Source organism: Streptomyces sp. NPDC002580, from assembly GCF_042889485.1.
Taxonomy (GTDB): domain Bacteria; phylum Actinomycetota; class Actinomycetes; order Streptomycetales; family Streptomycetaceae; genus Streptomyces.
Map to the genome: position 1 here is coordinate 889,569 of NZ_JBIAQZ010000002.1, position 25,877 is coordinate 915,445.

The 25,877-nt window shown below is 71.7% G+C and carries 24 protein-coding genes; 7 read left to right on the top strand and 17 right to left on the bottom strand.

Annotation, left to right across the window (positions count from 1 at the left end; all coding sequences use genetic code 11):
* Nucleotides 1–90 precede the first annotated feature (90 nt).
* From ACFYW7_RS10335 to ACFYW7_RS10390, 12 genes are all read right to left on the bottom strand, one after another.
* On the bottom strand, nt 91–1,221 hold the full coding sequence (locus ACFYW7_RS10335; RefSeq protein ID WP_389500122.1) for a polyprenyl synthetase family protein: 1,131 nt from the start codon (nt 1,219–1,221) through the stop codon (nt 91–93).
* Nucleotides 1,218–2,624 (bottom strand): hydroxysqualene dehydroxylase HpnE, encoded by a 1,407-nt coding sequence (gene hpnE / locus ACFYW7_RS10340; RefSeq protein WP_389500124.1) that lies wholly within the window; start codon nt 2,622–2,624, stop codon nt 1,218–1,220. Before hpnE ends, ACFYW7_RS10335 begins: the two co-directional genes overlap by 4 nt.
* Complete coding sequence (locus tag ACFYW7_RS10345) at nt 2,621–2,761, bottom strand: DUF6380 family protein (RefSeq protein WP_389500126.1); 141 nt, start codon at nt 2,759–2,761, stop codon at nt 2,621–2,623. Before ACFYW7_RS10345 ends, hpnE begins: the two co-directional genes overlap by 4 nt.
* Complete coding sequence (hpnD, locus tag ACFYW7_RS10350; RefSeq protein WP_389500128.1) at nt 2,761–3,711, bottom strand: presqualene diphosphate synthase HpnD; 951 nt, start codon at nt 3,709–3,711, stop codon at nt 2,761–2,763. Before hpnD ends, ACFYW7_RS10345 begins: the two co-directional genes overlap by 1 nt.
* Nucleotides 3,708–4,610 (bottom strand): squalene synthase HpnC, encoded by a 903-nt coding sequence (hpnC, locus tag ACFYW7_RS10355; RefSeq protein WP_389500130.1) that lies wholly within the window; start codon nt 4,608–4,610, stop codon nt 3,708–3,710. The genes hpnD and hpnC overlap by 4 nt, the downstream gene beginning before the upstream one ends.
* 358 nt (nt 4,611–4,968) lie before the next feature.
* The gene (locus tag ACFYW7_RS10360; RefSeq protein ID WP_389500132.1) at nt 4,969–5,748 is read right to left on the bottom strand and encodes an ABC transporter ATP-binding protein; all 780 of its coding nucleotides are present in this window, start codon (nt 5,746–5,748) and stop codon (nt 4,969–4,971) included.
* Complete coding sequence (locus ACFYW7_RS10365) at nt 5,741–6,670, bottom strand: ABC transporter permease (RefSeq protein WP_389500134.1); 930 nt, start codon at nt 6,668–6,670, stop codon at nt 5,741–5,743. Before ACFYW7_RS10365 ends, ACFYW7_RS10360 begins: the two co-directional genes overlap by 8 nt.
* A gap of 98 nt (nt 6,671–6,768) precedes the next feature.
* Nucleotides 6,769–7,614 (bottom strand): glycosyltransferase family 2 protein, encoded by an 846-nt coding sequence (locus ACFYW7_RS10370; RefSeq protein WP_389500430.1) that lies wholly within the window; start codon nt 7,612–7,614, stop codon nt 6,769–6,771.
* A gap of 35 nt (nt 7,615–7,649) precedes the next feature.
* Nucleotides 7,650–8,429, bottom strand: coding sequence for a CDP-alcohol phosphatidyltransferase family protein (locus tag ACFYW7_RS10375; RefSeq protein ID WP_389500136.1), 780 nt, complete (start codon nt 8,427–8,429; stop codon nt 7,650–7,652).
* Complete coding sequence (locus ACFYW7_RS10380; protein WP_389500138.1) at nt 8,407–9,468, bottom strand: iron-containing alcohol dehydrogenase family protein; 1,062 nt, start codon at nt 9,466–9,468, stop codon at nt 8,407–8,409. Before ACFYW7_RS10380 ends, ACFYW7_RS10375 begins: the two co-directional genes overlap by 23 nt.
* On the bottom strand, nt 9,456–10,208 hold the full coding sequence (locus ACFYW7_RS10385) for a sugar phosphate nucleotidyltransferase (RefSeq protein ID WP_389500140.1): 753 nt from the start codon (nt 10,206–10,208) through the stop codon (nt 9,456–9,458). Before ACFYW7_RS10385 ends, ACFYW7_RS10380 begins: the two co-directional genes overlap by 13 nt.
* Complete coding sequence (locus ACFYW7_RS10390) at nt 10,205–12,001, bottom strand: DUF5941 domain-containing protein (RefSeq protein WP_389500432.1); 1,797 nt, start codon at nt 11,999–12,001, stop codon at nt 10,205–10,207. The genes ACFYW7_RS10385 and ACFYW7_RS10390 overlap by 4 nt, the downstream gene beginning before the upstream one ends.
* Before the next feature lie 319 nt (nt 12,002–12,320).
* Here ACFYW7_RS10390 and galE point away from each other — a divergent pair, with 319 nt between their 5' ends.
* From galE to idi, 4 genes are all read left to right on the top strand, one after another.
* Nucleotides 12,321–13,301, top strand: coding sequence for a UDP-glucose 4-epimerase GalE (gene galE / locus ACFYW7_RS10395; RefSeq protein ID WP_389500142.1), 981 nt, complete (start codon nt 12,321–12,323; stop codon nt 13,299–13,301).
* A 135-nt stretch (nt 13,302–13,436) separates the two neighbouring features.
* Nucleotides 13,437–14,375, top strand: a complete 939-nt coding sequence (locus tag ACFYW7_RS10400; RefSeq protein ID WP_389500145.1) for a cation diffusion facilitator family transporter — start codon at nt 13,437–13,439, stop codon at nt 14,373–14,375.
* Between the two features lie 265 nt (nt 14,376–14,640).
* Nucleotides 14,641–15,171: a GNAT family N-acetyltransferase gene (locus tag ACFYW7_RS10405; protein ID WP_389500148.1), complete on the top strand. Its 531-nt coding sequence runs from the start codon at nt 14,641–14,643 to the stop codon at nt 15,169–15,171.
* A 123-nt stretch (nt 15,172–15,294) separates the two neighbouring features.
* The gene (gene idi, locus ACFYW7_RS10410; protein WP_389500150.1) at nt 15,295–15,888 is read left to right on the top strand and encodes an isopentenyl-diphosphate Delta-isomerase; all 594 of its coding nucleotides are present in this window, start codon (nt 15,295–15,297) and stop codon (nt 15,886–15,888) included.
* A gap of 18 nt (nt 15,889–15,906) precedes the next feature.
* Here the strand turns inward: idi and ACFYW7_RS10415 are convergent, their stop codons facing one another.
* Complete coding sequence (locus ACFYW7_RS10415) at nt 15,907–16,407, bottom strand: ATP-binding protein (RefSeq protein ID WP_389500434.1); 501 nt, start codon at nt 16,405–16,407, stop codon at nt 15,907–15,909.
* Nucleotides 16,408–16,714: 307 nt separating this feature from the next.
* Between ACFYW7_RS10415 and ACFYW7_RS10420 the strand changes: the two genes are divergently transcribed.
* A complete protein-coding gene (locus ACFYW7_RS10420; protein ID WP_389500152.1) occupies nt 16,715–17,458 on the top strand; it encodes an enoyl-CoA hydratase/isomerase family protein in 744 nt (247 codons plus the stop codon).
* Nucleotides 17,459–17,530: 72 nt separating this feature from the next.
* Here the strand turns inward: ACFYW7_RS10420 and ACFYW7_RS10425 are convergent, their stop codons facing one another.
* Entirely contained in the window at nt 17,531–18,166 is a 636-nt protein-coding gene (locus tag ACFYW7_RS10425; RefSeq protein ID WP_389500154.1) for a DJ-1/PfpI family protein, read from the bottom strand.
* A gap of 148 nt (nt 18,167–18,314) precedes the next feature.
* Entirely contained in the window at nt 18,315–19,268 is a 954-nt protein-coding gene (locus ACFYW7_RS10430) for a GlxA family transcriptional regulator (protein ID WP_389500157.1), read from the bottom strand.
* A 112-nt stretch (nt 19,269–19,380) separates the two neighbouring features.
* On the opposite strand from ACFYW7_RS10430, the gene ACFYW7_RS10435 reads away from it, so the two are divergent.
* Together ACFYW7_RS10435 and ACFYW7_RS10440 are read left to right on the top strand one after the other, a co-directional pair.
* Nucleotides 19,381–20,247, top strand: coding sequence for a hypothetical protein (locus ACFYW7_RS10435; RefSeq protein ID WP_389500159.1), 867 nt, complete (start codon nt 19,381–19,383; stop codon nt 20,245–20,247).
* A gap of 153 nt (nt 20,248–20,400) precedes the next feature.
* Complete coding sequence (locus ACFYW7_RS10440; RefSeq protein WP_389500161.1) at nt 20,401–22,818, top strand: Tex family protein; 2,418 nt, start codon at nt 20,401–20,403, stop codon at nt 22,816–22,818.
* A gap of 148 nt (nt 22,819–22,966) precedes the next feature.
* Here ACFYW7_RS10440 and ACFYW7_RS10445 read toward each other — a convergent pair whose 3' ends face one another.
* Both ACFYW7_RS10445 and ACFYW7_RS10450 read right to left on the bottom strand, forming a co-directional pair.
* The gene (locus ACFYW7_RS10445) at nt 22,967–24,607 is read right to left on the bottom strand and encodes an ABC-F family ATP-binding cassette domain-containing protein (RefSeq protein ID WP_389500163.1); all 1,641 of its coding nucleotides are present in this window, start codon (nt 24,605–24,607) and stop codon (nt 22,967–22,969) included.
* Between the two features lie 207 nt (nt 24,608–24,814).
* Nucleotides 24,815–25,834 carry an oxidoreductase gene (locus ACFYW7_RS10450; RefSeq protein WP_389500166.1) on the bottom strand — a complete coding sequence of 340 codons (1,020 nt, stop codon included), beginning with the start codon at nt 25,832–25,834 and terminating at the stop codon, nt 24,815–24,817.
* Between the last annotated feature and the right edge of the window lie 43 nt (nt 25,835–25,877).

Genomic DNA, 25,877 nt, shown 5'->3' on the forward strand with positions numbered 1-25,877 from the left:
TTCGGATGGGAATCCCGCCACCCGAACGAGGTTCGAAGCTTGGGGAGGCACCGGCCGGCAGCTACGCGAGGTTTATTCGACCGATAGTGATCATCTCTTCCGTACGACGACGAAGTCGGCGAGCGCCACGAGCTGGGCCCGCACGTGCCCGGGCATCGCGACGGCGTCCAGCGCCTCGATGGCGATCGCGTGCTGGCGGCGTGCCTCCTGGGCGGTCCACTCGCGGCCGCCCGCCTGCTCGATGAGCGCGGCGCGCACGGCGAACTCCTCCTCGGAGAAGTTCTCGAAGTCGCTGGCCTTGGCGTCCTCGGCGAGCAGGTCACCGAGCCGCTCGGAGGCGGGGCCGCCCGCCGCGAGCGCGGCCACGACCGGCAGGGACTTCTTGCGCTGGCGCAGATCGCTCCAGGTCTGCTTCCCCGTGGCCTCGGGATCGCCCCAGATGCCGAGCAGGTCGTCGACGGCCTGGAAGGCGAGGCCGAGGTGGTAGCCGTATCGTTCCAGCGTGTCGGCGGTGAAGTCGTCGGCGCCGCCGAGGACCGCGCCGATGGAGCAGGCGCAGGCGAGCAGGGCGCCGGTCTTGTTGCCCTCCATCTCCAGGCACTCCTCGACGCTGACCCGGTCGCGGTGCTCGTAGGAGATGTCCTGGGCCTGGCCGTCGATGAGCGCCCGGGTGGCGGTGGTCAGCCGCCGGGTGGCACGGCCGGCCTCGACGGTGCCGAGCTCCAGCAGGACCTCGTTGGCCAGCGCGAACAGGGCGTCGCCGACCAGGATGGCCTGGGCGGGTCCGTGCACCTTCCAGACGGTGTCGCGGTGGCGGCGCTGCTCGTCGCCGTCCATCAGGTCGTCGTGCAGGAGCGAGAAGTTGTGGACCAGTTCGACCGCGACCGCTCCGGGGACGCCCACCTCGGGGTCTGCGCCGGCGGCCTGCGCGGAGAGCACGGCGAGCGCGGGGCGCACCGCCTTGCCGCCGTCGCCGTCCGCGGGCCTGCCCTCGGCGTCGATCCAGCCGAAGTGGTAGGCGGCGACGGTGTCCATGGGCGCCGCGAGGCGGTCGACGGCCGCCTTCAGCACCGGTGTGGCCAGGGTCCGGCCGCGCTCCAGGAGCGCGGTCACGTCCACCGCGTCGGCAGCCGCTTCGGCCGGGGGCACAGTGGGCACAATCTCTCCTCTTGTTGCGGTACCGGGGGTGCGGGGGCCCGCGATGCTCCGGTCGAGCGTCATGCCGCCTCCTCGAAGACTCCGAGAAGGTGGTCACGGGGCCGGCCCAGGGCGTCCAGCGCGGCGCCCGCCGCGACGACGCCACTGCGAACCGCACTCTCCATGGTCGCGGGCCACCCTGTGGCGGTCCACGCTCCGGCCAGGTACAGGCCGGGGGCCTTGGTGCGGGCACCGGGCCGCAGCCGCCCGACGCCCGGGGTGGGGGCGAACGTCGCGGTGCGCTCCCGGGTCACGAAGAAGTCCTCCACGACGGCGCCGCGCGCTTCGGGCAGCAGCCGCTCCAGCTCCGGCAGGTACCGCTCGCGCAGCGCGGCGACGGGTTCGTCGATCTCGTCCTGCGCCGCCGACTGCGACAGCGCCAGGTACTGCCCCTCCCGGAGCCCGGAGGCCTCGGTACGGTCGAAGACCCACTGCACCGGGGAGCCCAGTGCCGCAAAGAACGGCTTGGTGAGGACCTTCCGGTCGTAGACGACGTGGATGTTGAGGATCGGCGCGGTGCCGATCTCCAGGAGCCGCTCGGGGGCGTCGAGCGCTCCCTCGGGCAGAAGGTCGTGGGCCTCGCGCTGGGGTACGGCCAGCACGACGGTGTCGGCCTCGATGCGCTCGCCGGGAACCTGAACGCTCCAACGTCCGTTTTCGTACGGGGAGACGGAGGTGACGCGTGTACGGATCTCGGTACGCACGCCCGCGGAGTCGAGCGCCTTGCGGGCGAGGGTGTCGTGCAGTTCGCCCAGTGGGACGCGCGCCCAGCCGATGTCGGCGGCTCCCGGGTCGGACAGCAGACCGGTCTTGAACACCATCGCGGCGAGGGCGAGCGAGGAGTCCTCGGCCACCGCGTTGAGGGTGGCGACCCCCACGAGGTCCCACAGTGCTTCGACGGCACGTTCCGACTGACCGTGCGCGGCGAGCCAGTCGCCGAAGTTCTCCGCGTCGAGTGCCGGATCCGTGAGATCCAGACCCTTGAGCGCGAGCGCGGCACGGCCGACCCTCGCGCGCTCGGCGAGCGAGAGATGCTGATAGGTCGCGAGGCTGCGCGCGAGGTGCAGCGGTACGGGCAGCGCGTCGCGCCCGATTCTGCCGAGCCGCCTTCCCGCGGGGCCGTCCGCGTCGAGAACGGGCACGTCGAGACGATCCTGCAGAGGCGCCAGCGAGGTCGCGTCGACGCGGTCGAGGAACCAGCGGTAGGCGGTGCAGCAGCGCAGGTAGACATGCTGTCCGTTGTCCACGGTGAGCGCGCCGCGCTGGAAGGAGAACGCGAGACCGCCGAGGCGCGGGCGGCCTTCGAGCAGCGTCACCCGCAGCCCGGCGTCGGCCAGCGCGAGCGCGGCGGTGATCCCGGCGAGCCCGCCGCCGATCACCACGGCGGCCGCCCGGCCGGAGTCGTCCGTGGACTCGACCTCACTCATCGTGCACCCTCCCCCGCGGCCGCACCGTGTTGACCGGACGATGCACGGCAGGCCGTCGCAGTCAGGGACGCCGTCCGGCTCCGGAGGGTTGCGTGCCGCTTTTCTCCGGTGGAGTCACCTTGGCCCATATTGTCCATCAGACGCGCCTCCGCACGGTACGCCGGGAGACGTGCCGCGCGTCCAGACCGGACAGACCGCGCACGGCGACGTACGCCTTCTCGCGCCCCGGCAGCGACACGCGGCCGCGCAGGACGGCCTCGGGCTCGCGCTCGATGCGGTCGAGCAGCCGCCGGTAGATCCCCGCCATGGCCGCGACACAGGCGCCGCTGCGCCGGTCCAGCAGGGGAAGCAGCCGGTAGCCCTCGGCGAACAGGGCCCGGGCCCGGCGCACCTCGAAGTGCACGAGGCCCGCGAAGTCGGAGCCCGGTGGTGGCGTCGGCGCGCCGAAACCGGCCGAGCAGCCGAACTTGGCCAGGTCGTCGGCCGGCAGATAGGTGCGCCCGCCCTCGGCGTCCTCCCGGACGTCGCGCAGGATGTTGGTGAGCTGGAGCGCGAGCCCGAGCGTGTCGGCGTACTCCGGCGCGCGCTCGGCGCCACGCGCCCCCGGTTCGGTACCGAAGATGCCGAGCGAGAGCCGCCCGATCGCCCCGGCCACGCACCGGCAGTAGACCTTCAGGTCGCCCCAGGTCTCGTACGTCTCACCGCGTACGTCCATCAGCACGCCGTCGATGAGTTCGTCCAGGCCCTCGAGAGGTACCGGGAAGCTCGCGGCGGTGTGGCTGAGAGCGACCGCGACGGGGTCGGTGTCGTCCTCGTCCACGGCGCCCGCGCGGACCCGGGTGAGCACCGCCCGGGTGTCCTCGAGCCGCACAGCCTTGACGTCCGGTGCCAGCATGCCGTCGCCGATGTCGTCGACACGCCGGGAGAACGCGTAGAGCGCGGACATCGCCCGACGCTTGGGCGTCGGCAGCAGCCTGATGCCGTACGCGAAATTCCGTGCCTGCTGGCCGGTCACCGCCTCGCAGTAGCTGTACGCGGCGAGTACCGGTGCGGACACGTGCTGTTCCGACTCCACGGTCCGGATCACCCCTCTCCTCGCAGAGTCACTCCCACCTCGCGCAGCAACTGGAGCTTGCCGGGCTTGGGCGGGCCGGGAAGTACGTCGTATTGTGCGGCGGCGATCGCACGGATCGCCGCCCTTCCCCCCGCGACGAACCCCGCGAGCAGCAGTTTCAGCCTGCCGTGGACGCTACCCACGAGGGGGGTGCCTTCATTCAGGAGGTTCAAGGCGCGTTCTGCTTCGTATGCAACCAGTGCTCGCACCGATGCGCCTGCTGTGGGGGCCCCGAGATCCGCTTCGACGACGTGGAACCGCTTCATGTCCTCGGCGGGCAGGTAGACGCGGTCGCGGCCGAGGTCCTCGGCGACGTCCTGGAGGTGTTCGACGATCTGCAGCGCCGTGCACACCGCGTCGGAGCGGCGGATCCGCTCGGGCGTGGACGTTCCGGTGACGGAGAGGACCAGGCGGCCGACGGGGTTCGCGGACAGTTCGCAGTAGGCGAGCAGGTCCTCGTAGGTCTCGTACCGCTGGACCAGTTGGTCCTGGCGGTTGGCCGCGATCAGGGCGAGGAAGGGCTCGGGGGTGAGTCCCGTGCGGTGCACGGCGGGCTGGAGCCGGCGCAGCAGGGGATGACGCGGGACCGAATCGAACACGCGGTGAAGATCGGTCTCGAAGGCGTCGAGGAGGACCATACGGTCGTCGGCCTCCGCGGCCGACACGCCGAGCAGGCGGGCGTCGGCGCCGCCCGGGGCGAGGTCGCCGTCCCCGATGTCGTCGACGAGCCGGGCGAAGCCGTACACGGCCATCAGGTCGTCACGCCAGGCCCTGGGCAGGAAGAACGGGGCCACGGGGAAGTTCTCGTCCGCGGCTTTGTCGAGGGTGCCGCGCACCGGATCACCGGTGTGGGCCGTCCCGGCTTCGGTCACCGCTCGCCGCCCGACGCGAGGACGGCACACGCATCGCGGAGCTGGAGCGTCACCGTAGCCATTGCCGTCACATCTCCCGTTCTACACTGCCGACCCAACCCTGCCCATTTCGGACACGCCGCCCGGAGATCCGCGCAGCGTGACGGTGCCGGGTGTCGCGTATTATCGCCCCACTTGACGCGTTTCAGCACCGGTACAGCTTACGTTGTACAACGCGGCACACTCCGTCGGGGTGTCCTGCACATCACAACAACACACCGATTGGCGTCAAGATTCCTTATGCCGACGGGAGTTGGCGTTTCCCTTGCAGACGCAGGGCCCCGCCGAAGAGTTCCGGCGGGGCCCTGCGCGAAACGGGCTACTTGCCCGTGAACTTCTCGTACTCCTTGAGGACCTCTTCGGTCAGGCCGTCCATGCGCAGCTCGCCGCGTTCCAGCCACAGGACGCGGTCGCAGGTGTCGCGGATCGACTTGTTGTTGTGGCTGACCAGGAACACCGTGCCCGCGCTCTTGCGCAGCTCGCGGATACGGGCCTCGGACCGCTTCTGGAAGGAGCGGTCACCGGTCGCGAGCGCCTCGTCGATCATCAGGACGTCGTGGTCCTTGGCCGCCGCGATGGAGAAGCGCAGCCGCGCCGCCATGCCGGAGGAGTAGGTCCGCATCGGCAGGGTGATGAAGTCGCCCTTCTCGTTGATGCCCGAGAAATCGACGATGCCCTGGTAGCGCTCCCTGATCTGCTCCCGGGTCATGCCCATCGCGAGACCGCCCAATATGACGTTCCGCTCGCCCGTCAGGTCGTTCATCAGGGCCGCGTTCACGCCGAGCAGCGAGGGCTGACCGTCGGTGAAGACCTTGCCCTTCTCCGCGGGGAGCAGGCCGGCGATCGCCCGCAGGAGGGTGGACTTGCCGGAACCGTTGGAACCGATCAGACCGATGGCCTCGCCCCGGTACGCGGTGAAGGACACGCCCTTGACGGCGTGCACCTTGCGCACACCGCGCTCCTCGCCGCGCTTGAGGATGCGGCTGAGGGCGGAGGTCGCGCTGCCCTTGCCGGTCTTGGCGCCGTTCACGCGGTAGACGATGTGCAGTTCGTCCGCGATGACGGTCGGGATGTGGGATCCCTTTTCGAGCTCAGCCACGGCCGTACCTCTCTTCAGCCTTCCAGAAGTACACGAACCCGCCGACGGAGGTGGCCAGGGCCCAGAAGAGGGCGATGGCCCACACGTGCGGCGGCAGGTTGGAGGAGCCGTAGCCGTCGATGAGCGCGTAGCGCATCAGGTCCATGTAGACGGCGGCCGGGTTCGCCTGGAGCACGCGGGCGATCCATTCGGGCCGGCCCTCGAGCATGGTGCTGATGGAGAACATGACACCGGACGCGTACATCCAGGTGCGCAGGACGAACGGCATCAGCTGGGCAAGGTCCGGCGTCTTGGAGCCCATCCGCGCCACGATCAGCGCGAGACCCGTGTTGAAGAGGAACTGCAGGACCAGCACGGGGATGATCAGCAGCCAGGACAGGCCCGGGTAGCTGCCGAAGGCGATCACCACGACGAACAGCACGATCATCGAGAACAGCAGCTGCTGGAGCTGCTGGAGGGCGAACGAGACGGGCAGGGAGGCCCGCGGGAAGTGCAGCGCGCGCACCAGCCCGAGGTTGCCCGAGATCGCCCGCACGCCCGCCATGATCGAGCTCTGCGTGAAGGTGAAGACGAAGACGCCGGTCACCAGGAACGGGATGTACACGTCGTGCGACATACCGCGGTTGGCCTTCAGGATCAGGCCGAAGATCAGGAAGTAGACGAACGCGTTCAGCAGCGGCGTCGCCACCTGCCACAGCTGGCCCAGCTTGGCCTGGCTGTACTGGGCGGTCAGCTTGGCCTGCGAGAAGGCGAGGATGAAGTGCCGTCGGCCCCAGAGCTGGCGGACGTACTCGCCGAGCCCGGGCCGGGCACCACTGACCGCGAGCCCGTACTTGGCGGCCAGCTCGGCCGCGGAGAGCCCGTCGTCGGGCGACGGCCGGTCGCTCACCGCGACTCCGCCGTCATGCGTTGTCTCACTCACAAGTGGAAACTTTCGTCTTCAAGATGCACACAGCCGGGTCGGGCATAGGCATGAGCCGGGGACCGGGTACGGCCCGAACGCTCTCAGAATCGAGCTTGTCAGATGACAGGTGGTCGGCCCAGTCGGGTCAGCCGCCACACGGTACGCCACTTCATGGGACGGCGGGGTCCGCACGGACTGGTCCAGCCTTCCCTGAAACCGCCGAACCAGGCACGCAGCGCCGCTCGCGAGGGGCGGCGCAGCAGAGTCAGGAGCATCCAGACGCCGAGGTAGACGGGGACGAGCGGCGCCGGCAGGTTGCGGCGCGCGAGCCAGACGCGGTTGCGGGCCACCATGCGGTGGTAGACCGCGTGCCGCGAGGGCGCGGTCGTCGGGTGGTTGAGCACCATGTCGGACCGGTAGTCGATCATCCAGCCGGCGTCGAGGGCCCGCCAGGCGAGGTCGGTCTCCTCATGGGCGTAGAAGAAGGAGTCGGGGAGCCCACCGACCTCCGCGAGGACCTTCGTACGGACCGCGTTGGCGCCGCCGAGGAACGTGGTGACGCGCGAGGAGCGCATCGGGTCCGCGGCGCGCAGCCTCGGCACGTGCCGGCGCTGGGTCTCACCGGTCTCGGGGTCGGCGATGCGGAAGCTGATGATGCCGAGGTCCGGGTCGTCGGCGAAGGCCCGGCGGCACAGCTCGGCCGTGTCGTGGCGGGCCAGCAGGCCGTCGTCGTCCAGGAAGAGGAGGACGTCCACGTCGGTGCCGCCGGGGCCGAAGGCCTCGATGCCGACGTTGCGTCCGCCCGGGATGCCGAGGTTCTCGGGCAGTTCGACCGTGCGGACGCCCTCGGGGACGTCCGGGACGGGCGAGCCGTTGCCGACCACGACCACCTCGACGCGGTCGCCGTCCTGCTTGGCGACCGAGTCGAGCAGGGACCGGAGTTCCTCGGGGCGGTTGCCCATGGTGATGATCACCGCGCCGACCTTCGTGGCCGTACTCACTTGAGCCTGCTCGAAGCGAGGATGGACACGAGGTGCAGCACGGTCTGCAGTATCGCGATGCCGGCGAGGACGGCGGTGCCGAGCCGGGTGAAGAACAGGTCCCCGTTGATCTGGTCCACGATCGCGAGGACCAGGATCAGCAGGGTCGCCTCGATGCCGAGGATCAGGCGGTGGAACTTGAGTGCCGCGGCGGCCTTGCGGGCCAGCGCCATCCCCGAGGAGCGGGGCTCGGACGCGGACTCCTCGACGGGGGCGAGCCCCGTCTGGTGCCGGGCGACGCCGACGAGGTCGGTCTCGGCCTTGATCAGGATCGCGCCGAGGGCGGCCAGTGTGCCGAGGAAGGCCCACAGCCAGTCGACGCGTCCCGCGCCCCACAGGTCGGCGGCGCGCAAGCCGAGGCCCACGAGGACGGCCGCGTCGGTCAGGTAGGCGCCGACGCGGTCGAGGTAGACCCCGCCGAGCGAGTACTGCTTCTTCCAGCGGGCGACCTCGCCGTCGACGCAGTCGAGCAGCAGGTACAGCTGGACCATCACCACACCGAGCACGGCGCCCGCGATCCCCGGCACCAGCAGGGCCGGGGCCGCGAGCACTCCGCACAGGGTCATCAGGTACGTGAGCTGGTTGGGCGTGATCCTGGTGTTCACCAGGTAGCGGTCGCAGCGCAGCGAGATCTCTCGCATGTACAGACGTCCCGCCCAGTGCTCACCGCTCCTCCGGTCCTTCACCCCCGGGGGGTGAACGACGGGGCGGAGTTCAGCTACCGATGGCCTTGGCATAGTCGGAGTAGATGTCCTTGATCTGGTGGGGTTTCAGGTCGAGATGTTCGAGGATCGTGTAGCGGCCCGGCCGGGTGCGCGGAGCGAACTCCACGACCCGCACGAACTCGTCCACGGTGAAGCCGATCTCCTCGGGCAGCACCGGCAGTCCGTGCCGACGCAGCACCTCGGCCTGGTGCGCCGCCGCCTCGTGGGCCCCGCGCAGGTACATCGCGAAGGCCGCGCCCAGGCCGCACTGCTCGCCGTGGCTCGCCGCGCGCTGGGGGAAGAGGATGTCGAACGCGTGGTTGATCTCGTGGCAGGAGCCGGACGCCGGGCGGGAGTCGCCCGAGATCGACATCGCGATGCCGGTCAGGACGAGCGCCTCCGCGAGAACCTGGAGGAAGTCGTTGTCGCCGACGCCTCCGGGGTGCCTGAGCACGGCCTCGCCCGCCTGGCGGGCCATGGCCGCGGCCAGTCCGTCGATCTTCTCGCCGTTGACGCGGTTGGCCAGCTCCCAGTCCGCGATCGCGTTGATGTTGGAGATCGCGTCCCCTATGCCCGCCCGCACGAACCGGACCGGCGCCTCACGGATCACGTCGAGGTCGATGACCACGGCGATCGGGTTGGGCACGCCGTACGAGCCGCGGCCCGCGTCGTTGTCGAGGGTGGCGACCGGCGAGCACAGACCGTCGTGCGCGAGGTTCGTGGGCACGGCGACCAGGGGCAGCCCGACCCGCGCCGCGGCGAACTTCGCGCAGTCGATGATCTTGCCACCGCCCAGGCCCACGACGGCGTCGTAGTGCCCGGACTTCATGTCGCCGGCCAGCCGGATCGCGTCGTCGAGCGTGCCGCCGCCGACCTCGTACCAGGTGGCTCCCGGGAGCGCCGGGGCGATCCGGTCGCGCAGCCGCGCGCCCGAACCACTGCTCACGGCGATGGCGAGCTTGCCCGAGTGCGAGATGCGCTCGTCGCTGAGCACCCCCGCCAGGTCGTCCAGGGCTCCGGGACGGATGTCGACGACGACCGGCGAGGGGATGAGCCTCGTCAGTACTGGCACGCGATCTCACGTCCCTTGGCGAGGTCGTCGTGGTTGTCGATCTCGACCCACTGGACATCACCGATGGGCGCCACGTCGATCTGGAAGCCGCGGTTCACGAGCTCCTGGTAGCCGTGCTCGTAGAACTGCTGCGGGTCGGTCTCCCACACCGTCTTCAGGGCGTCGGCCAGTTCGTCGGCCGCGGCGCCCTCGATGAGGGTCACCCCGATGTACTCGCCGGTGGCCTCGGACGGCTCCATGAGCTTGGTGATCTTCTGGACGCCCTTCTCGGGGTCCACGACGACCTTCATCTCCTCGTCGGCGAGCTTCTTCACCGTGTCGAGGGCGAGGATGATCTTCTTGCCCTCGCCGCGGGCGGCGAGCAGCGTCTTCTCGACGGAGACCGGGTGCACGGTGTCACCGTTGGCGAGTATCACGCCGCCCTTGAGGGCGTCACGGCCGCACCACAGGGAGTAGGCGTTGTTCCACTCCTCGGCCTTGTCGTTGTCGATGAGGGTGATCTTGAGGCCGTACTTCGCCTCGAGAGCCGCCTTGCGGTCGTAGACGGCTTCCTTGCGGTAGCCGACGATGATCCCGACCTCGGTCAGACCGATCTCGGCGAAGTTGCCGAGCGTCAGGTCCAGGACCGTGAGGGAATCCTCCGCGCCCGCGGGGCCAACCGGCACGAGAGCCTTCGGGAGGCTGTCCGTGTAGGGGCGCAGACGCCGTCCGGCGCCGGCCGCCAGTACAAGGCCGATCATGCGGGTTCTCCTTCATCGTGAACGGCGGGCGCCCCGGAGGACACCCAGAAACGGATGCTCTCGGCGAGCACCAGCAGGGCGACGGCCACGGCGAGCGCCGTGAGCGCGTCCTTGAACTGTGAGGCGGCGAGCAGCGCGGCCAGGACGGTGACCAGCAGCGTCCGGCCTTCATGCCCGCCGATCGCCCGCACCAGCCAGTGCGGGGGAGCTCCGGCGTTGCCGCGGATGCGGTACACCGTGTCGTAGTGATGGTAGGCGACCGCGGCCACCAGACCGAAAGCCGCCGGAAGCGCCCCGTTCACATCGGCGTTGGCCGCCAGCACCAGAACGGTGAGGTACTCGGCCGCGCGGAAGAACGGCGGGACGAGCCAGTCGAGAGCGCCCTTGAGGGGCCTGGTCAGGGCGACCGGCGACAGCAGGACGTAGACGACGGCACCGAGTACGGGCAGCCAGCCGCCGTAGGGGGCGAGTGCGGCGGATGTCACGACGACCGCCCCGGCCACGAGGGCGACGAGGGCCGGGCCGATCCGCGGGAGGCGGCCGGCGAAGCGTGTCAGGTACTCGGCGAGCGGGCCCGAGTCGGTGAGGTCCTTGAGCGCCTGGGCCGCACGGTCCGTGCGGTGCGCCTTGCGGGTCAGCGAGCGCAGCACCCGGCCGGCCGTGGTGTAGGTGGCCGCGAAGGCACAGCCGGCGAGCAGCGCGTAGAAGGTGATCCGGGGGGTCGTCAGCGCCGTGAGGACGGCGATCATCGCCCATCGTTCGCCGATGGGCAGGACTATCATCCGGCGCGCCCAGACCGTCCAGCCGACGCTGTCGAGCTTGCCCGAGAGCGAGGCGGTGGGGCTGGTGTTGGCCGTGGCGTCGTGGTTCGCCTCGTTGAAGGAGAAGTCCACGACGTGCCGGCAGGTCTGCAGGATCATCGCGCCGAGGGCCAGGAACCACACGTCGTCGCCGCCGCGGGCCGCGCCGAGCGCGAGACCCGCGTAGTAGGCGTACTCCTTGGCGCGGTCGAAGGTCGCGTCCAGCCAGGCGCCCAGCGTCGAGTACTGGAGGGAGTAGCGGGCGAGCTGTCCGTCCGTGCAGTCCAGGACGAAGGAGAACATGAGCAGCAGGCCGGCCGCGACGAAGCCGACGCGGGTGCCGGTGGCGGCGCAGCCGGCGGCGATCAGCGCGGTGACGAGCGAGGCGGTGGTGACCTGGTTCGGGGTCAGGCCGCGGCGGGCGCACCAGCGGGCGATGTAGCGCGAGTACGGGCTGATGCAGTACGTGGTGAAGAAGCCGTCGCGGGCCTTGACGGCGCTGCGCAGCCGTACGGCCTCGTCGTCGACGGACTGAACGGCCTGCCGGACCCGGTTGCGCTCCTGCGTATCGGCGGGAACGGCGGCGACGAGGGTGCCGAGTTCCGGGCGGTGCACGGCGACACCGTCCGCGTCGAGTGCCGCGCCGAGGCGCTCCGCGAGGTTCTCGGTGGTGACGGCCACGCCTCCCGCGGCCGCGCTCTCCCGGCCGACCGCGCGGGCCAGCGCCCTGCGCGCCTCGGGCTGGGCGGACACGGCGCCGGGCAGCGCGGAGGCCGCGAAGCGGGGGTCGGTGAGGCCGAGGCGCAGGGCGTGCACGTGGCCCACGAAGCGGGCGTCCACGACGGCGACCCGCTCGTTCGAGGGCACGGCGGCGAGCAGCGTCCCGGTCTCACCGGGGTCGGAGGCGAGCCGCACGTCGAAGCCGAGCGACCGCAGATCGCCCTCGAGCGACGATCCGGGGACCGGCGGGCCGGTGAGGATGGCGGTCGGCAGCGAACTCACTCCCTGAGTGCCGGCGCGACCTGGCGCCTGGCGTGTGCGTGATGGGACGGCCCCCGGTCCACGTCAGCGACCCCGGCGGCATGTCGGCAGAGGGTATCCGATGAACGGAAGCGGGCGTTCACCGCCCGTTCACGGCCCGATCAACCGGTTTTGTCTTGCGAGTGCCGCGATCATCATCGGGGATTCCGGGCCCCGTCCACAAACCCGGGCCAACAGACCGGCGCATTCCCGGCATGCCGCCCGGCCCCGCGCCCACCCGGGGAGGCGGGCCCCGCGGACACCCCGCGGGACCGGCATAGGGTGGGCGTCCATGACATGGCTGATCACCGGCGGAGCCGGATACATCGGGGCACACGTGGCCCGGGCGATGGCGGAGGCCGGGGAGCGCGTCGTCGCGCTCGACGACCTCTCGTCCGGGATACCCAACCGGCTTCCGGAGAGCATCCGACTGGTCCAGGGGTCGTCGACGGACGGGGACCTGCTCAAGCGGGTCCTGGCGGAGCACGCGGTGACGGGCGTCGTGCACCTCGCCGCGCGCAAGCAGGTCGGTGAGTCGGTGGCCGACCCGGCGCGCTACTACCGGGAGAACGTGGGCGGCCTCGCGACGCTCCTGGAGGCGGTCGCCGGGTCCGGTGTCGAGCGCTTCGTGTTCTCCTCGTCGGCCGCCGTCTACGGCAACCCCGACGTGGACCTCATCACGGAGAGCACGGCCTGCGCCCCGATGAGCCCCTACGGGGAGACCAAGCTCGCCGGCGAATGGCTGGTGCGGGCCGCGGGGCAGGCGTACGGCATCGCCACCGTGTGCCTGCGCTACTTCAACGTGGCGGGCGCGGCCTCGCCCGAACTCGCCGACACGGGGATCTTCAACATCGTCCCGATGGTCTTCGACCGGCTCACCCGCGCCGAGGCCCCGCGGATCTTCGGCGACGACTACCCGACGCCGGACGGCACGTGCGTACGCGACTACATCCATGTCGCCGACCTCGCCGAGGCGCACCTCGCGGCGGCCCGGCGACTGGCCGGCGGCGCGAGGGGCGACCTGACCGTGAACATCGGCCGCGGCGAAGGGGTCTCCGTGCGGGAGCTCGTCGCGCTCGTCGCCGAGGTGACCGGGGACACCCGGCAGCCGCTCGTCGAGCCGCGCAGGCCGGGCGACGCCCCGCGCGCGGTCGCCTCGGCCGCCCTGGCCGCCGACGAACTGGGCTGGCACGCTCGGCGCGGGATGCGCGAGATGGTGGAGTCGGCATGGCGCGGCTGGCTGCTGCACCACCCGGGGACCGCCACCGGGTGATCTTGTCGACGCTGTGACCTGCGTATCGTTTTCGCAGGTCACAGCATATGACAACGGTGTTCAGTGCCGCGTTGCCCGATACCCCGCCCCCGTAGTTGACTGGGACGACCGAGCGGAATGCGGGAGGCGGCTTTCATGGGGGCTGGGCACGACCACGGGCACGCGCACGGCGCTCCCCCGACCGGTACGGCGACGGCCGCGTACCGGGGGCGGCTCCGGGTCGCGCTGGCGATCACGCTCACCGTCATGGTCGTCGAGATCGTCGGAGGCCTGCTCGCCGACTCGCTCGCGCTGGTCGCCGACGCGGCGCACATGGCGACGGACGCGCTGGGGCTCGGCATGGCCCTGCTCGCGATCCACTTCGCGGCCCGCCCGCCGAGCGAGCGGCGCACGTTCGGCTACGCGCGGGCGGAGATCCTCGCCGCGCTCGCGAACTGCCTGCTGCTGCTCGTGGTCGGCGGCTACGTGCTGGTCGAGGCCGTCCAGCGCTTCGTGACGCCGGCGGACACCGCGGGCGGACTGACCATCGTGTTCGGGGTGATCGGCCTGCTCGCCAACACGGTCTCGCTGACGCTGCTGATGCGCGGCCAGAAGGACAGCCTGAACGTGCGGGGCGCCTTCCTGGAGGTGGCGGCGGACGCGCTGGGCTCGGTGGCGGTCATCGTCGCCGCCGTGGTGATCATCACGACCGGCTGGCAGGCGGCGGACCCGATCGCCTCGATCGCCATCGCCCTGATGATCGTCCCACGCACCTGGAAGCTGCTCCAGGAAACCCTGGACGTCCTCCTGGAAGCGGCGCCCAAGGGCGTCGACATGGCGGACGTGCGCGCCCACATCCTCGCCCTCGACGGCGTCGAGGACGTCCACGACCTGCACGCCTGGACCATCACCTCCGGCATGCCGGTGCTCTCCGCGCACGTGGTCGTCAGCTCCGACGTCCTGAACGCGATAGGCCACGAGAAGGTCCTGCACGAGCTCCAGGGCTGCCTGGGCGTGCACTTCGACGTCGAGCACTGCACCTTCCAGCTGGAGCCGAGCGGCCACGCGGAGCACGAGGCGAAGCTCTGCCACTGACCCCGGGGCCCAGGCGCTCGGTGGCCGGTGGCCGTCCTGCCGCCGGGGCGACGCCTGGCCGTCGCGGGGAGAGGTCACCGGGGAAACCCGGAGGCGGCGCCGGGCAGCCCCTGCTAGCGTGGCCGTCGATCCCAGGAGGTGGGTTGATGACGGCCGCTGCCGGCGCTGCCACGCGCAGCGCTCTCGTCGTCCCCGTTTCCCGGGCCCGGGGCTGACCCGCCGTTCACCGACGTGTCGCCGGGCCCCTCGTCAAAGGGTTTCCACAGTGACCGACCACACCGAACACAGCACCGCCTGGCTCACCCGCCGGGAGACCTCCGCCGACTTCGCCGAGGTGCACGCCCTGACCGCCGCCGCCTTCGAGCGGGCGGAGGAGGCCGATCTGGTGGACGCGCTGCGCGCCGACGCCGAGGCCTGGCTGCCCGGCCTGTCGTACGTCGCCGAGGCGCCGGACGGCACGGTCGCGGCGTACGCCCTGATCACGCGCTGTCACGTCGACGGCGTTCCGGCGGCCGCGCTGGCCCCGGTCGCCGTCCGTCCCGGCCAACAGCGCCGGGGCGCCGGATCGGCCGTCGTACGCGCGGTGCTGGACGCCGCACGCGCGCGGGGTGAGGGTCTCGTCCTCGTCCTCGGGCATCCCGGGTACTACCCGAGGTTCGGTTTCGGACCCGCATCCGACTACGGCGTCCGGCCCGGATTCGACGTGCCGTCCGAACACCTGATGGCCCTCGTCCTCGACGATTCCGTGTCGGTGACACCGGGCACGATCAGGTATCCGGCCGCTTTCGGCGTCTGACCCGCGCCGGCCGCGTGTCCCGCCCCGACCTTCGGGGGCGGGACATGCGGGAGCAGCGAAGTGCCGGGAGTGCCGGTTTCGTACGGCAGACTTGGGGCTTGAAGACCGATGCGAAGGATGGGTATGCCGATCACACCTGCCACCGCGACGCACAGTTCGTCGAACGGCACCGTTGAAGCGATCTTGCTGGAACTGGTCGACGAGGACGGCAGCACGATCGGTACGGCCGAGAAGCTCGCGGCCCATCAGCCCCCGGGGCAGCTGCACCGGGCGTTCTCCGTGTTCCTCTTCGACGAACAGGGCCGGCTGCTGCTCCAGCAGCGCGCCCTCGGCAAGTACCACTCCCCCGGTGTCTGGTCGAACACCTGCTGCGGCCACCCCTACCCGGGCGAGGCGCCGTTCGCCGCGGCGGCCCGGCGGACGTACGAGGAGCTCGGGGTGTCGCCGACCCTGCTCGCCGAGGCGGGCACGGTCCGTTACAACCACCCGGACCCGGACTCGGGCCTGGTGGAGCAGGAGTTCAACCACCTCTTCGTCGGGATGGTGCAGTCGGCGCCGCGGCCCGACGCGCAGGAGGTCGGCTCGACGGCCTTCGTGACCGCCGCCGAACTGGCCGAGCGGCACGCGAAGGACCCCTTCTCGGCGTGGTTCATGACGGTGCTGGACTCGGCCCGTCCGGCGATCCGGGAACTGACGGGATCGTCCGCGGGCTGGTGAACCGGACCGCCGGTGGCCTCACACGCCCGGGGAGAGCGGCAGGGCGGCCCAGATCACCTTGCCGCCGTCCGCGGTGTGCTCGACGTCGCACACTCCGCCGAACTCCCTGGTGACCTCACGCACCAGCAGCAGACCCCGGCCACCGGTCTGCCCGTGGTCGGCCTCCAGGGCGGTCGGACGGTAGGGGTGGTTGTCCTCGACGGACACCCGGACCCACTCGGCGCCGACCGCGACCTCCACCGCGAGCATCGGCGACAGAAGTGCCGCGTGCTTGACGGCGTTCGTGACCAGTTCGGACACGATCAACAGCATTCCTTGAACGACATCGTCCGCGACCGGAACCCCCTGGCGGGCCAGCAGATCACGGACGGCGTGCCGCGCCTGCGGCACCGACGCGTCGACGGCGGGAGCGGTGAACCGCCACACCCCCTCGTACGGCAGCGGTCCCGGCGATCTGACGCCGGGAGTCGCGCCCGCGCCTTCAGGGCCGGGGTCGGACCCCTGCCCGAGGTTCTCCATCGTCGGGTCGCCACCCTTGCGCTCGATTGTCACCACACGTCGAGTGTTGGTAATGCGCTGGTCCGTACCGGTTGACTGAACGCAAGTCAGCAATTATCGATGGAATTTGACCGCTCCCGCACGACGTGGCCATTTCCGCGACAGATCCCGTCCCTCTTGTGCCGACTTCGGACACTATTCGGGTTGTACGGGTTTGACCCTCGGCTGAACCGATTCGTCCCGGTGCGGTTCGGGTGCCGTCAGGGCGGCCTGGGACGGTCCGGGACCACTCCGATCCGGCGTTCCGGGTGCGGATAGCATCCCCGGTATGGAGCCACGACTGTCGCACCACGTCGGCGACGGAGTCGCCACCGTCGTCATCCGTCACCCCGCCAAGCGGAACGCCATGACGACGCGGATGTGGCGGGCGCTGCCGACGCTGCTCGACGAGCTGGCCGTGCGCGCCGACGTCCACGCGCTGGTGCTCACCGGCGAGGGCGAGACGTTCTGCGCCGGGGCCGACATCTCGACCCTGCGCGAGGCCCCGGACGAGGCCCAGGGCCTCGCCGTACTGGCCGAGGAGGCGCTCGCCGCGTTCCCGAAGCCGACACTGGCCGCGATCCGCGGCTACTGCGTGGGCGGCGGGTCCCAGCTCGCGGCCGCCTGCGACCTGCGGTTCGCCCAGGAGGGATCACTCTTCGGGGTGACTCCGGCGAAGCTCGGCATCGTCTATCCGGCCTCCTCCACCCGGCGGCTGACCGCGCTGGTGGGGCCGTCCACCGCCAAGTACCTGCTTTTCTCCGGCGAGTTGATCGACAGCGAGCGCGCCCTGCGGACGGGACTGGTGGACGAGGTGCTGCCGGAGGGCCGACTCGACAAGCGGGTGGCGGAGTTCACCGGCGTCCTGGCCGCGCGCTCCCTGCTGACGCAGGCGGCGGCGAAGGAGTTCGCGAACGGGCGGACCGACCGCGACGCCCACTGGACGGAACAGGCGCGCGGTGGCGGCGACACCGCGGAGGGTGTCGCCGCGTTCCTGGAGCGCAGACAGCCGCACTTCACCTGGACTCCGTGAGGCCGGGTCGGCTCCTGACACCGGTCGGGAGCACGGCCGTCCGGGGGCGGGCGGGACCGGTGGCCGCCGCGCCTACGTCAGGAGGAATCGGCTCCTGCCCCGGAACTCCTCGACCAGGTGCGCGGGCGCCTTCTCCGGGGATCCCGCGTCGTGGGGCGGCTTCGGGTCGTACTCGATCAACAGCTGGACCGCCTGGGCGTGTTCGTCCCCCGCGATCCGGCCGAGCAGGGTGAGTCCCATGTCGATGCCGGAGGAGACACCGGCCGCGGTCACGTACTTGCCGTCCAGGACGACGCGCTCCCCCGTCGGTTCGGCGCCGAAGCCCTTCAGCTGGTCGAGGGCCAGCCAGTGGGACGTGGCCCGGCGGCCGTCCAGGAGTCCGGCGGCCGCGAGGAGCAGGGAGCCGGTGCACACCGAGGTCGTCCAGGCGCTGGTCCGGTCGGCGGCCCGCAGCCAGTCGAGGAGCGCCCTGTTGTCCATCTGTGCCGCCTGGCCCGGCCCGCCCGGGACCACCAGGATGTCGGGGGCCGGCACCTCGGCGAGGGTCTTGTCCGCGGTCAGCGCGAGCCGGCCGGTGTCGGAACGGACCGGGCCGGTGCGCTCGGCGACGAAGACGGTGTCCGCCTCCGGCAGGCGGCCGAGCGTCTCGTACGGGCCCACGGCGTCCAGGGCGGTGAAGCGGTCGTACAGGAGGATGGCGATCTGCATCGGGTTCCTTTCGGCGAGGGGGCACGGCGGCCCCGGATGAGCGGGGGTCGGGAGTCGTCGCGGCCGGGCCGCCGTCCACGACGCGTGCGAGGAGGCCCGGGCCACGAACCGGCCCGGAGCGTGGGGCGAGCAGCGGAAGTGGTCCTCGTCAGCCCGTGGGGGCCGGGCGGAAGCGTCGCCGGTACTCCGCGGGCGCCGAGCCGAGGATCTTCACGAAGGCGCGCCGCATGCCCTCGGGGGTGCCGTAGCCGCAGGCGCGGGAGATCCCCTCGATGCCGTCGGTGGTGTCCTCCAGGAGACGGCGGGCGTGTTCGAGACGGACCCGCTCGACGTACCGGCCGGGTGTCGTCCCCGTCTCGGCGTGGAAGGCACGGGCGAAGTGGCGGGGCGAGAGGCCGGCGCGGGCGGCGAGCGACTCGACGCCCAGGTCGCCGCCCGGGTGCTCCGAGATCCAACGCTGGACCTCGCGCAGCGGTTCGCGGTGTGCGGTCTGGGCGGCCAACTGGGCACTGAACTGGGCCTGGTTGCCCGGGCGGCGGAGGAAGACGACCAGGTGACGGGCGATGGTGAGGGCGACGTCACGGCCCAGGTCCTCCTCCACGAGGGCGAGGGCCAGGTCGATTCCCGAGGTCACACCGGCCGAGGTGGCCACGTTCCCGTCGCGTACGAAGATCGGGTCCGGATCGAACTCGACCCGCGGATGTTCTTGGGCCAGCCGGTCGCAGTAGGCCCAGTGGGTCGTCGCCCGGCGGCCGTCGAGCAGCCCCGCCGCCGCGAGCAGACCGGCGCCGGTGCACACCGAGACCAGGCGCTCGGCGCGCGGACCGTGGGCGCGCAGCCAGTCGATCAGCCGGGGCTCCGGCCGCCGGGTGCCGCGGCCGCCGGGGACCACCAGGGTGTGCGGGACGGGCGCGTCGGCGAGGGCCAGGTCCGGGACCAGGCCGAGGCCGCTCGAGGCGCGCACCGGCGTGCCGTCCAGGGAGGCCGTGCGGATGCGGTACGAACCGCCGCGACAGGTCTCGGCCCCCGCGAACACCTCCAGGGGACCGGTGACGTCGAGACTCTGCACGCCGTCGAAGAGGACGATCAGGACCGTTCGCATGTCTCGATTCTCGACCGGCGCGCCGATGGCCGCAATGACGGGCATCCCACCTTTCCTGCCATCACGGGTCTTCCTGTTCACGACGTACCAACCAGTCGGTAATGTGCGGGGCATGACCTCTCTCCTGCCGGAGCGCGCCGGGCGCCGCTGTCACAACGTCCTCAACCCGCTCCACTCCACGCTCTTCTTCTCGCCCGATCTGGAGCGGGAGCTGGCAGGGATCGGGATCAAGAACGAACGGGCCGGGTACTTCGCGACGCGGGCCGCCGCGATGGGCGCGGTCGACGCCGGCACGGTGACGGCGACCTTCTACAACTTCCGGCACGAACTGGTGGCCCGGCATGTGCCCGAGGTGTGGCGCACCGCCTCTCCCGAGACGGTGCTCGCGGCCCGGCTGCGTGCCGCGGACGCGACACTCAGGCGGCTGCTCGGCGAGGACCTCGTCGCCTCCGAGGAGGTGGCCGAGGCCGCGGAACTCGCCCTGCGCGCGACCGAGGCGTGCGGCCGGGCCGCCCGCCCGCTCTACGCCGCGCACGCGGACCTCCCTGTCCCGACCGCGCCGCACCTCGCCCTCTGGCACGCGGCCACCCTGTTGCGCGAACACCGCGGCGACGGTCACCTCGCGGCCCTCCTCGACGCGGAGCTCGACCCGGTGGAGGCCCTGTTCAGTCACACCGCGACCGGCAAGGGCATGGCTCCCAAGTGGGCGGTCGGCACGCGCGGCTGGTCCCGGCCGGACTGGGAGGCGGCCGCCGGACGGCTGCGGGAGCGCGGGCTGCTCGACGAGCGGGGCGAGCTGACGGAGGCCGGGACGGCCCTGCGCCAGGACATCGAGACCCGGACGGACCGGCTCGACCGCGCCCCCTACGAGCACCTGGGCGCGGCCGGGGTGGAACGGCTCACCGAGATAGCGCGGGGCCTGCTGATGACGGCGGTCGCCGCCGGGGCGTTCCCGGAAGGCCTGGTCGGCAGGGGCTGACGCGTCCGGGCCGCTCCCGGCCGTGCGCGCCGGAGCGCGAGAGCGCCCCGGCCCGCCGCACACGACCCGTCCGGGCGCCGCCCTGATCCCCCGTTGTCGGTGTCACCTGCCACAATTGCCGCGCAACCTCAGTGGAGAAGGCGGTACGGGATCGTGACGACACCCCTCGTAGGGTCCATCGAAGGCAGGATCGCCGAAGAACTCGGCGTACGGGAGAGGCAGGTCAAGGCCGCCGTCGACTTGCTCGACGGCGGTTCGACGGTTCCCTTCATCGCCCGCTACCGCAAGGAAGCGACCGAGATGCTCGACGACGCGCAGCTGCGCACGCTCGAGGAGCGTCTGCGCTATCTGCGGGAGCTGGAGGACCGGCGCGCCGCGATCCTCGACTCGGTGCGGGAGCAGGGCAGACTCAGCGCCGAGCTGGAGGCCCGGCTCCGGGCCGCCGAGACGAAGGCGCGGCTCGAGGACATCTATCTGCCGTTCAAGCCCAAGCGGCGCACCAAGGCGCAGATCGCCCGCGAGGCGGGCCTGGAGCCGCTGGCCGAGGGCCTGCTCGGCGACCCGTCGGTCGACCCGCTCGCCGCGGCCGCCGCCTTCGTCGACCCCGACAAGGGCGTCGCCGACCCGCAGGCCGCCCTGGACGGTGCCCGGTCGATCCTCACCGAGCGCTTCTCCGAGGACGCCGACCTGATCGGCGAGCTGCGCGAGCGCATGTGGGTGCGCGGACGGCTCGCCGCCAAGGTCCGGGAGGGCAAGGAGGAGGCGGGCGCCAAGTTCGCCGACTACTTCGACTTCGCCGAGCCCTTCAAGGCGCTGCCCTCGCACCGCGTCCTCGCGATGCTGCGCGGCGAGAAGGAGGAGGTCCTCGATCTCGTCCTGGAACCGGAGGAGCCCACCGAGGGGCCCTCGTCGTACGAGGGGATCGTCGCCCACCGCTTCGGGATCGCCGACCGTGGCCGCCCCGGCGACAAGTGGCTGAGGGAGACGGCCCGTTGGGCCTGGCGCACCCGCATTCTCGTGCACCTCGGCATCGACGTGCGCCTCAGGCTGCGCACCGCCGCCGAGGACGAGGCGGTGAACGTCTTCGCGGCCAACCTGCGGGACCTGCTGCTCGCCGCCCCCGCGGGCACGCGCGCGACGCTGGGCCTGGACCCCGGTTTCCGTACGGGCGTCAAGGTCGCCGTCGTCGACGCGACCGGCAAGGTCGTGGCCACGGACGTCATCCACCCGCACGTCCCGGCCAACCGGTGGGACGAGGCCATCGCCAAGATCGCCCGGCTCGCGAAGGAACACGCGGTCGAGCTGATCGCGATCGGCAACGGCACGGCGTCCCGCGAGACCGACAAGCTCGCCGGTGAGGTCATCACCAAGCACCCGGAACTGAACCTCACCAAGGTGATGGTGTCGGAGGCGGGGGCGTCGGTGTACTCGGCGTCCGCGTTCGCCTCCGCGGAGCTGCCCGACATGGACGTGTCGCTGCGCGGCGCCGTCTCCATCGCGCGGCGGCTCCAGGACCCGCTGGCCGAGCTGGTGAAGATCGACCCGAAGTCGATCGGTGTCGGGCAGTACCAGCACGACCTGTCCGAGGTGAAGCTGTCCCGGTCGCTGGACGCGGTGGTCGAGGACTGTGTGAACGGCGTGGGCGTGGACGTGAACACCGCCTCCGCCCCGCTGCTGGCCCGGGTCTCCGGCGTCACCTCCGGCCTCGCGGAGAACATCGTGGCGCACCGTGACGCCAACGGTCCCTTCACCTCGCGTACGGCCCTCAAGGGCGTGGCCCGGCTCGGCCCCAAGGCGTACGAGCAGTGCGCGGGCTTCCTGCGGATCCGGGGCGGGGACGACCCGCTGGACTCGTCCAGCGTGCACCCGGAGGCCTACCCCGTCGTACGGCGGATGGTGAAGACCGCGGGCGGCGAGGTGGCCTCGCTGGTCGGCAACACGGCTGTGCTGCGGTCGCTGCGGCCGGCCGACTTCGTCGACGAGAAGTTCGGTCTGCCGACGGTGACGGACATTCTCAAGGAGCTGGAGAAGCCGGGGCGCGACCCGCGGCCCGCCTTCAAGACGGCCTCCTTCAAGGACGGTGTCGAGAAGATCTCCGACCTGTCCTCCGGGATGGTCCTGGAGGGGGTCGTCACGAACGTCGCGGCCTTCGGGGCGTTCATCGACATCGGCGTCCACCAGGACGGCCTGGCGCACGTCTCCGCGCTGTCGAAGACGTTCGTCAAGGACCCGCGGGACGTCGTGAAGCCCGGCGACATCGTCAAGGTGAAGGTGCTGGACATCGACATCCCGCGCAAGCGGATCTCGCTGACGCTCCGGCTGGACGACGAGGCGGCGGCCCCGGACGCCGAGGGCGGCGATCGTCCCCAGCGGGGCGGACGGCCGCCTCAGCAGCGTGGGCAGCGGCAGGGCGGCGGCCGTGGCGGCAACAGCGGAGGTCGCGCCGGCGGCGGTGCCGGAGGTGGTGCTGGTGGCGGTGGCTCCCGGCAGGCTCCGCCGCCGGCGAACAGTGCCATGGCGGACGCTCTGCGGCGCGCGGGCCTGACCGACCCCAAGCGGGGCCGGGGCTGACGAGGGAAACCCGCCCGGGCAGGGCGGCTCCCCTCGGCGAAGGCCGACGGGGAGCCGCCGTGCGCGGCGGGATCTGACGGCGAAGGGGCGGCCGCCCTGGAAGGCGGCCGCCCCTTCGCCGTCCGGTCCCGGCGCGCTCCCGCCGGTATCAGCGCTCCGTGACCTTGCCGTCCGCCACTTCCAGGCGGCGGGTCGTGCGGACCGCGTCCAGCATGCGGCGGTCGTGCGTGACCAGCAGGAGCGTCCCCTCGTAGGAGTCCAGGGCCGATTCCAGCTGCTCGATGGCGGGGAGGTCGAGGTGGTTGGTCGGCTCGTCCAGCACGAGCAGGTTGACGCCCCGGCCCTGGAGGAGGGCCAGCGCCGAGCGGGTGCGCTCTCCCGGGGAGAGGGTGGCCGCCGAACGCAGTACGTGCTCCGCCTTGAGCCCGAACTTGGCGAGCAGCGTGCGCACTTCGGCCGGTTCGGTGTCCGGGACGGCCGCGCCGAACGCGTCCATCAGTGACTCGGAGCCGTGGAAGAGCTTGCGTGCCTGGTCGACCTCGCCGACGACCACTCCGGACCCGAGCGTGGCATGGCCGGAGGTCAGCGGGACCCGGCCGAGCAGCGCGCCGAGCAGGGTGGACTTGCCTGCGCCGTTCGCGCCGGTGACGGCCACCCGGTCCGCCCAGTCGATCTGGAGCGTCGCCGGACCGAAGGTGAAGTCGCCGCGCCGCACCTCCGCGTCCCGCAGGGTGGCGACCACCGCGCCCGATCGCGGGGCCGACGCGATCTCCATGCGCAGTTCCCACTCCTTGCGCGGCTCCTCGACGACGTCGAGACGTTCGATCATGCGTTGCGTCTGGCGGGCCTTGGCGGCCTGCTTCTCGCTGGCCTCGCTGCGGAACTTGCGGCCGATCTTGTCGTTGTCGTTGTTCGCCTTGCGCCGGGCGTTCTTGACGCCCTTGTCCATCCAGCCGCGCTGCATCTGGGCCCTGCCTTCGAGGGCCGAGCGCTTGTCCGCGTACTCCTCGAAGTCGTCGCGGGCGTGCCGGCGGGCCGTGTCGCGCTCCTCGAGATAGGCCTCGTAGCCACCGCCGTAGAGCGTGATCTGCTGTTGCGCCAGGTCGAGTTCGAGGACCTTGGTGACCGTGCGGGTGAGGAACTCGCGGTCGTGGCTCACGACGACGGTCCCGGCGCGCAGTCCGGAGACGAAACGCTCCAGGCGCTCCAGGCCGTCCAGGTCGAGGTCGTTGGTCGGCTCGTCGAGCAGGAAGACGTCGTAGCGGGAGAGGAGGAGGGAGGCGAGTCCGGCGCGGGCCGCCTGACCGCCGGACAGGGAGGTCATCAGCTGGTCGAGACCGACACCGAGGCCCAGGGAGTCGGCGACTTCCTCGGCACGCTCGTCGAGGTCGGCGCCGCCGAGGTCGAGCCAGCGCTCCAGGCTGTTCGCATAGGCGTCGTCGGAGCCCGGCGCTCCGTCGACGAGCGCCTGCGTCGCCTCGTCCATGACCCGCTGGGCCTCTTCGACGCCGGTACGGCGCGCGAGGAAGTCCCGGACCGTCTCGCCCTCCCGGCGTTCCGGCTCCTGCGGCAGGTGGCCGACGCTCGCGGTCGGCGGGGAGAGCCGCAGCTCCCCCTGTTCCGGGGTGAGGAGGCCGGCGAGCAGGCGCAGCAGTGTGGACTTGCCCGCGCCGTTGGCGCCGACGAGTCCGATCACATCGCCGGGCGCGACGACGAGGTCGAGTCCGGTGAACAGCGCGCGGTCGCCGTGTCCGGCGGTGAGGTTCTTGGCGACGAGGGTGGCAGTCATCAGGGAGCCGATTTTAACGGCCCTCGTGCCCTGCCCGACGCCGCCGGTCATCGGGGCCGGCCGGGTCGCCCCGCCCGCCCGTCGTCACCGTCCCCGCGCCGCCGCTCCCCCACTCCCTCTCTCGCCCACCCGCTCCCGCGCTCGCCCACTCCGACGGCCACCGATCCCCGGCTCACCCGCCGGGCCTGCTGGCACCGGCACGACGTCTCAGTGCGCCATCGCCGCCACCAGCACGCTTCCGGACGTCCGGGCCACGATGAACGACGCCCCCTTCACGGCACGGGCCTGCAGCGGAATCCGGTGCCGGCCCGGTTCCAGGGTTCCGTCGAACACGTCGTACGCGTGGCCGCGTGAGAGCCGGTCCAGCCGGTGGGCGGTCAGCCGGACCCGGCAGGTGGTGGTGACCTCGACTCCGGCCGCCCCCTCCGCGGCGACCAGCCCGGTGAGCCGGCGCAGCTCCCGCGGGCCGCGGTCCAGGGCGTGCTCGACCTGGGCGACCAGCAGCGGGACGATCGGAGCGAGGCCCTCGACGTGGGCCACGTCGAGGCCCACGGCGCGGAAGGACTCCCTTACGGCGGCTCGCTCCGCGTCCGCGACGGCCGGGCCGAACACCACGGCGCCGTAGACGCGCAGTTCGTCCGCCGGGACCCCGGTGACGTCCCGGGCGATGTCGGCGCCGATACCGATGGCGCGCAGCGCGGCTGCCAGTTTGGCGAGGAGGGCGACCCGGGCCCCGATCAGGAGGACCCGGCGGCGGGCTCCCGGGTCGATGTCGAGCAGGGCGTTCAGCGCGGCGCGGTACTCGGTGCCGTGGAAGCGGAAGGGCCCTATGGCGTGGTAGCCGTTGCGCTCCAGGTCGGCCCGTTCACCGGTCTGCCAGGCGAAGTCGCGCCAGACGTAGTCGTCGCCCTCCCTCTCGATGACGGCGGTGACGGCACCGCATTCGATGCCCTCGCACTCGGGGCAGCCGTAGATGATGTGGCGGCCCCCGTCGAGCGGGGCGTCGGCTTCCAGGAGAAGCCCCCGCACCTGCGCGGTGAAGATCGCGGGTGGGACGTCGGAGGCCAGTGGGGACACGGCGTCGAGGTCGGAGAGCTGGAACAGCAGCGGGCGTCCGTCGACGACGAAGTCGACGAATTCCCGGTGCACTTGGTAGTCACCGTTGGTGAGGACTCCACCGGCACGCATCGCCGGTGCCAGGCCGAAAGCGGCGTACTCGGCAGACATACTGTGAGTATCCCCAGACTCGGAGTGGTCTGAGCGCGGCATG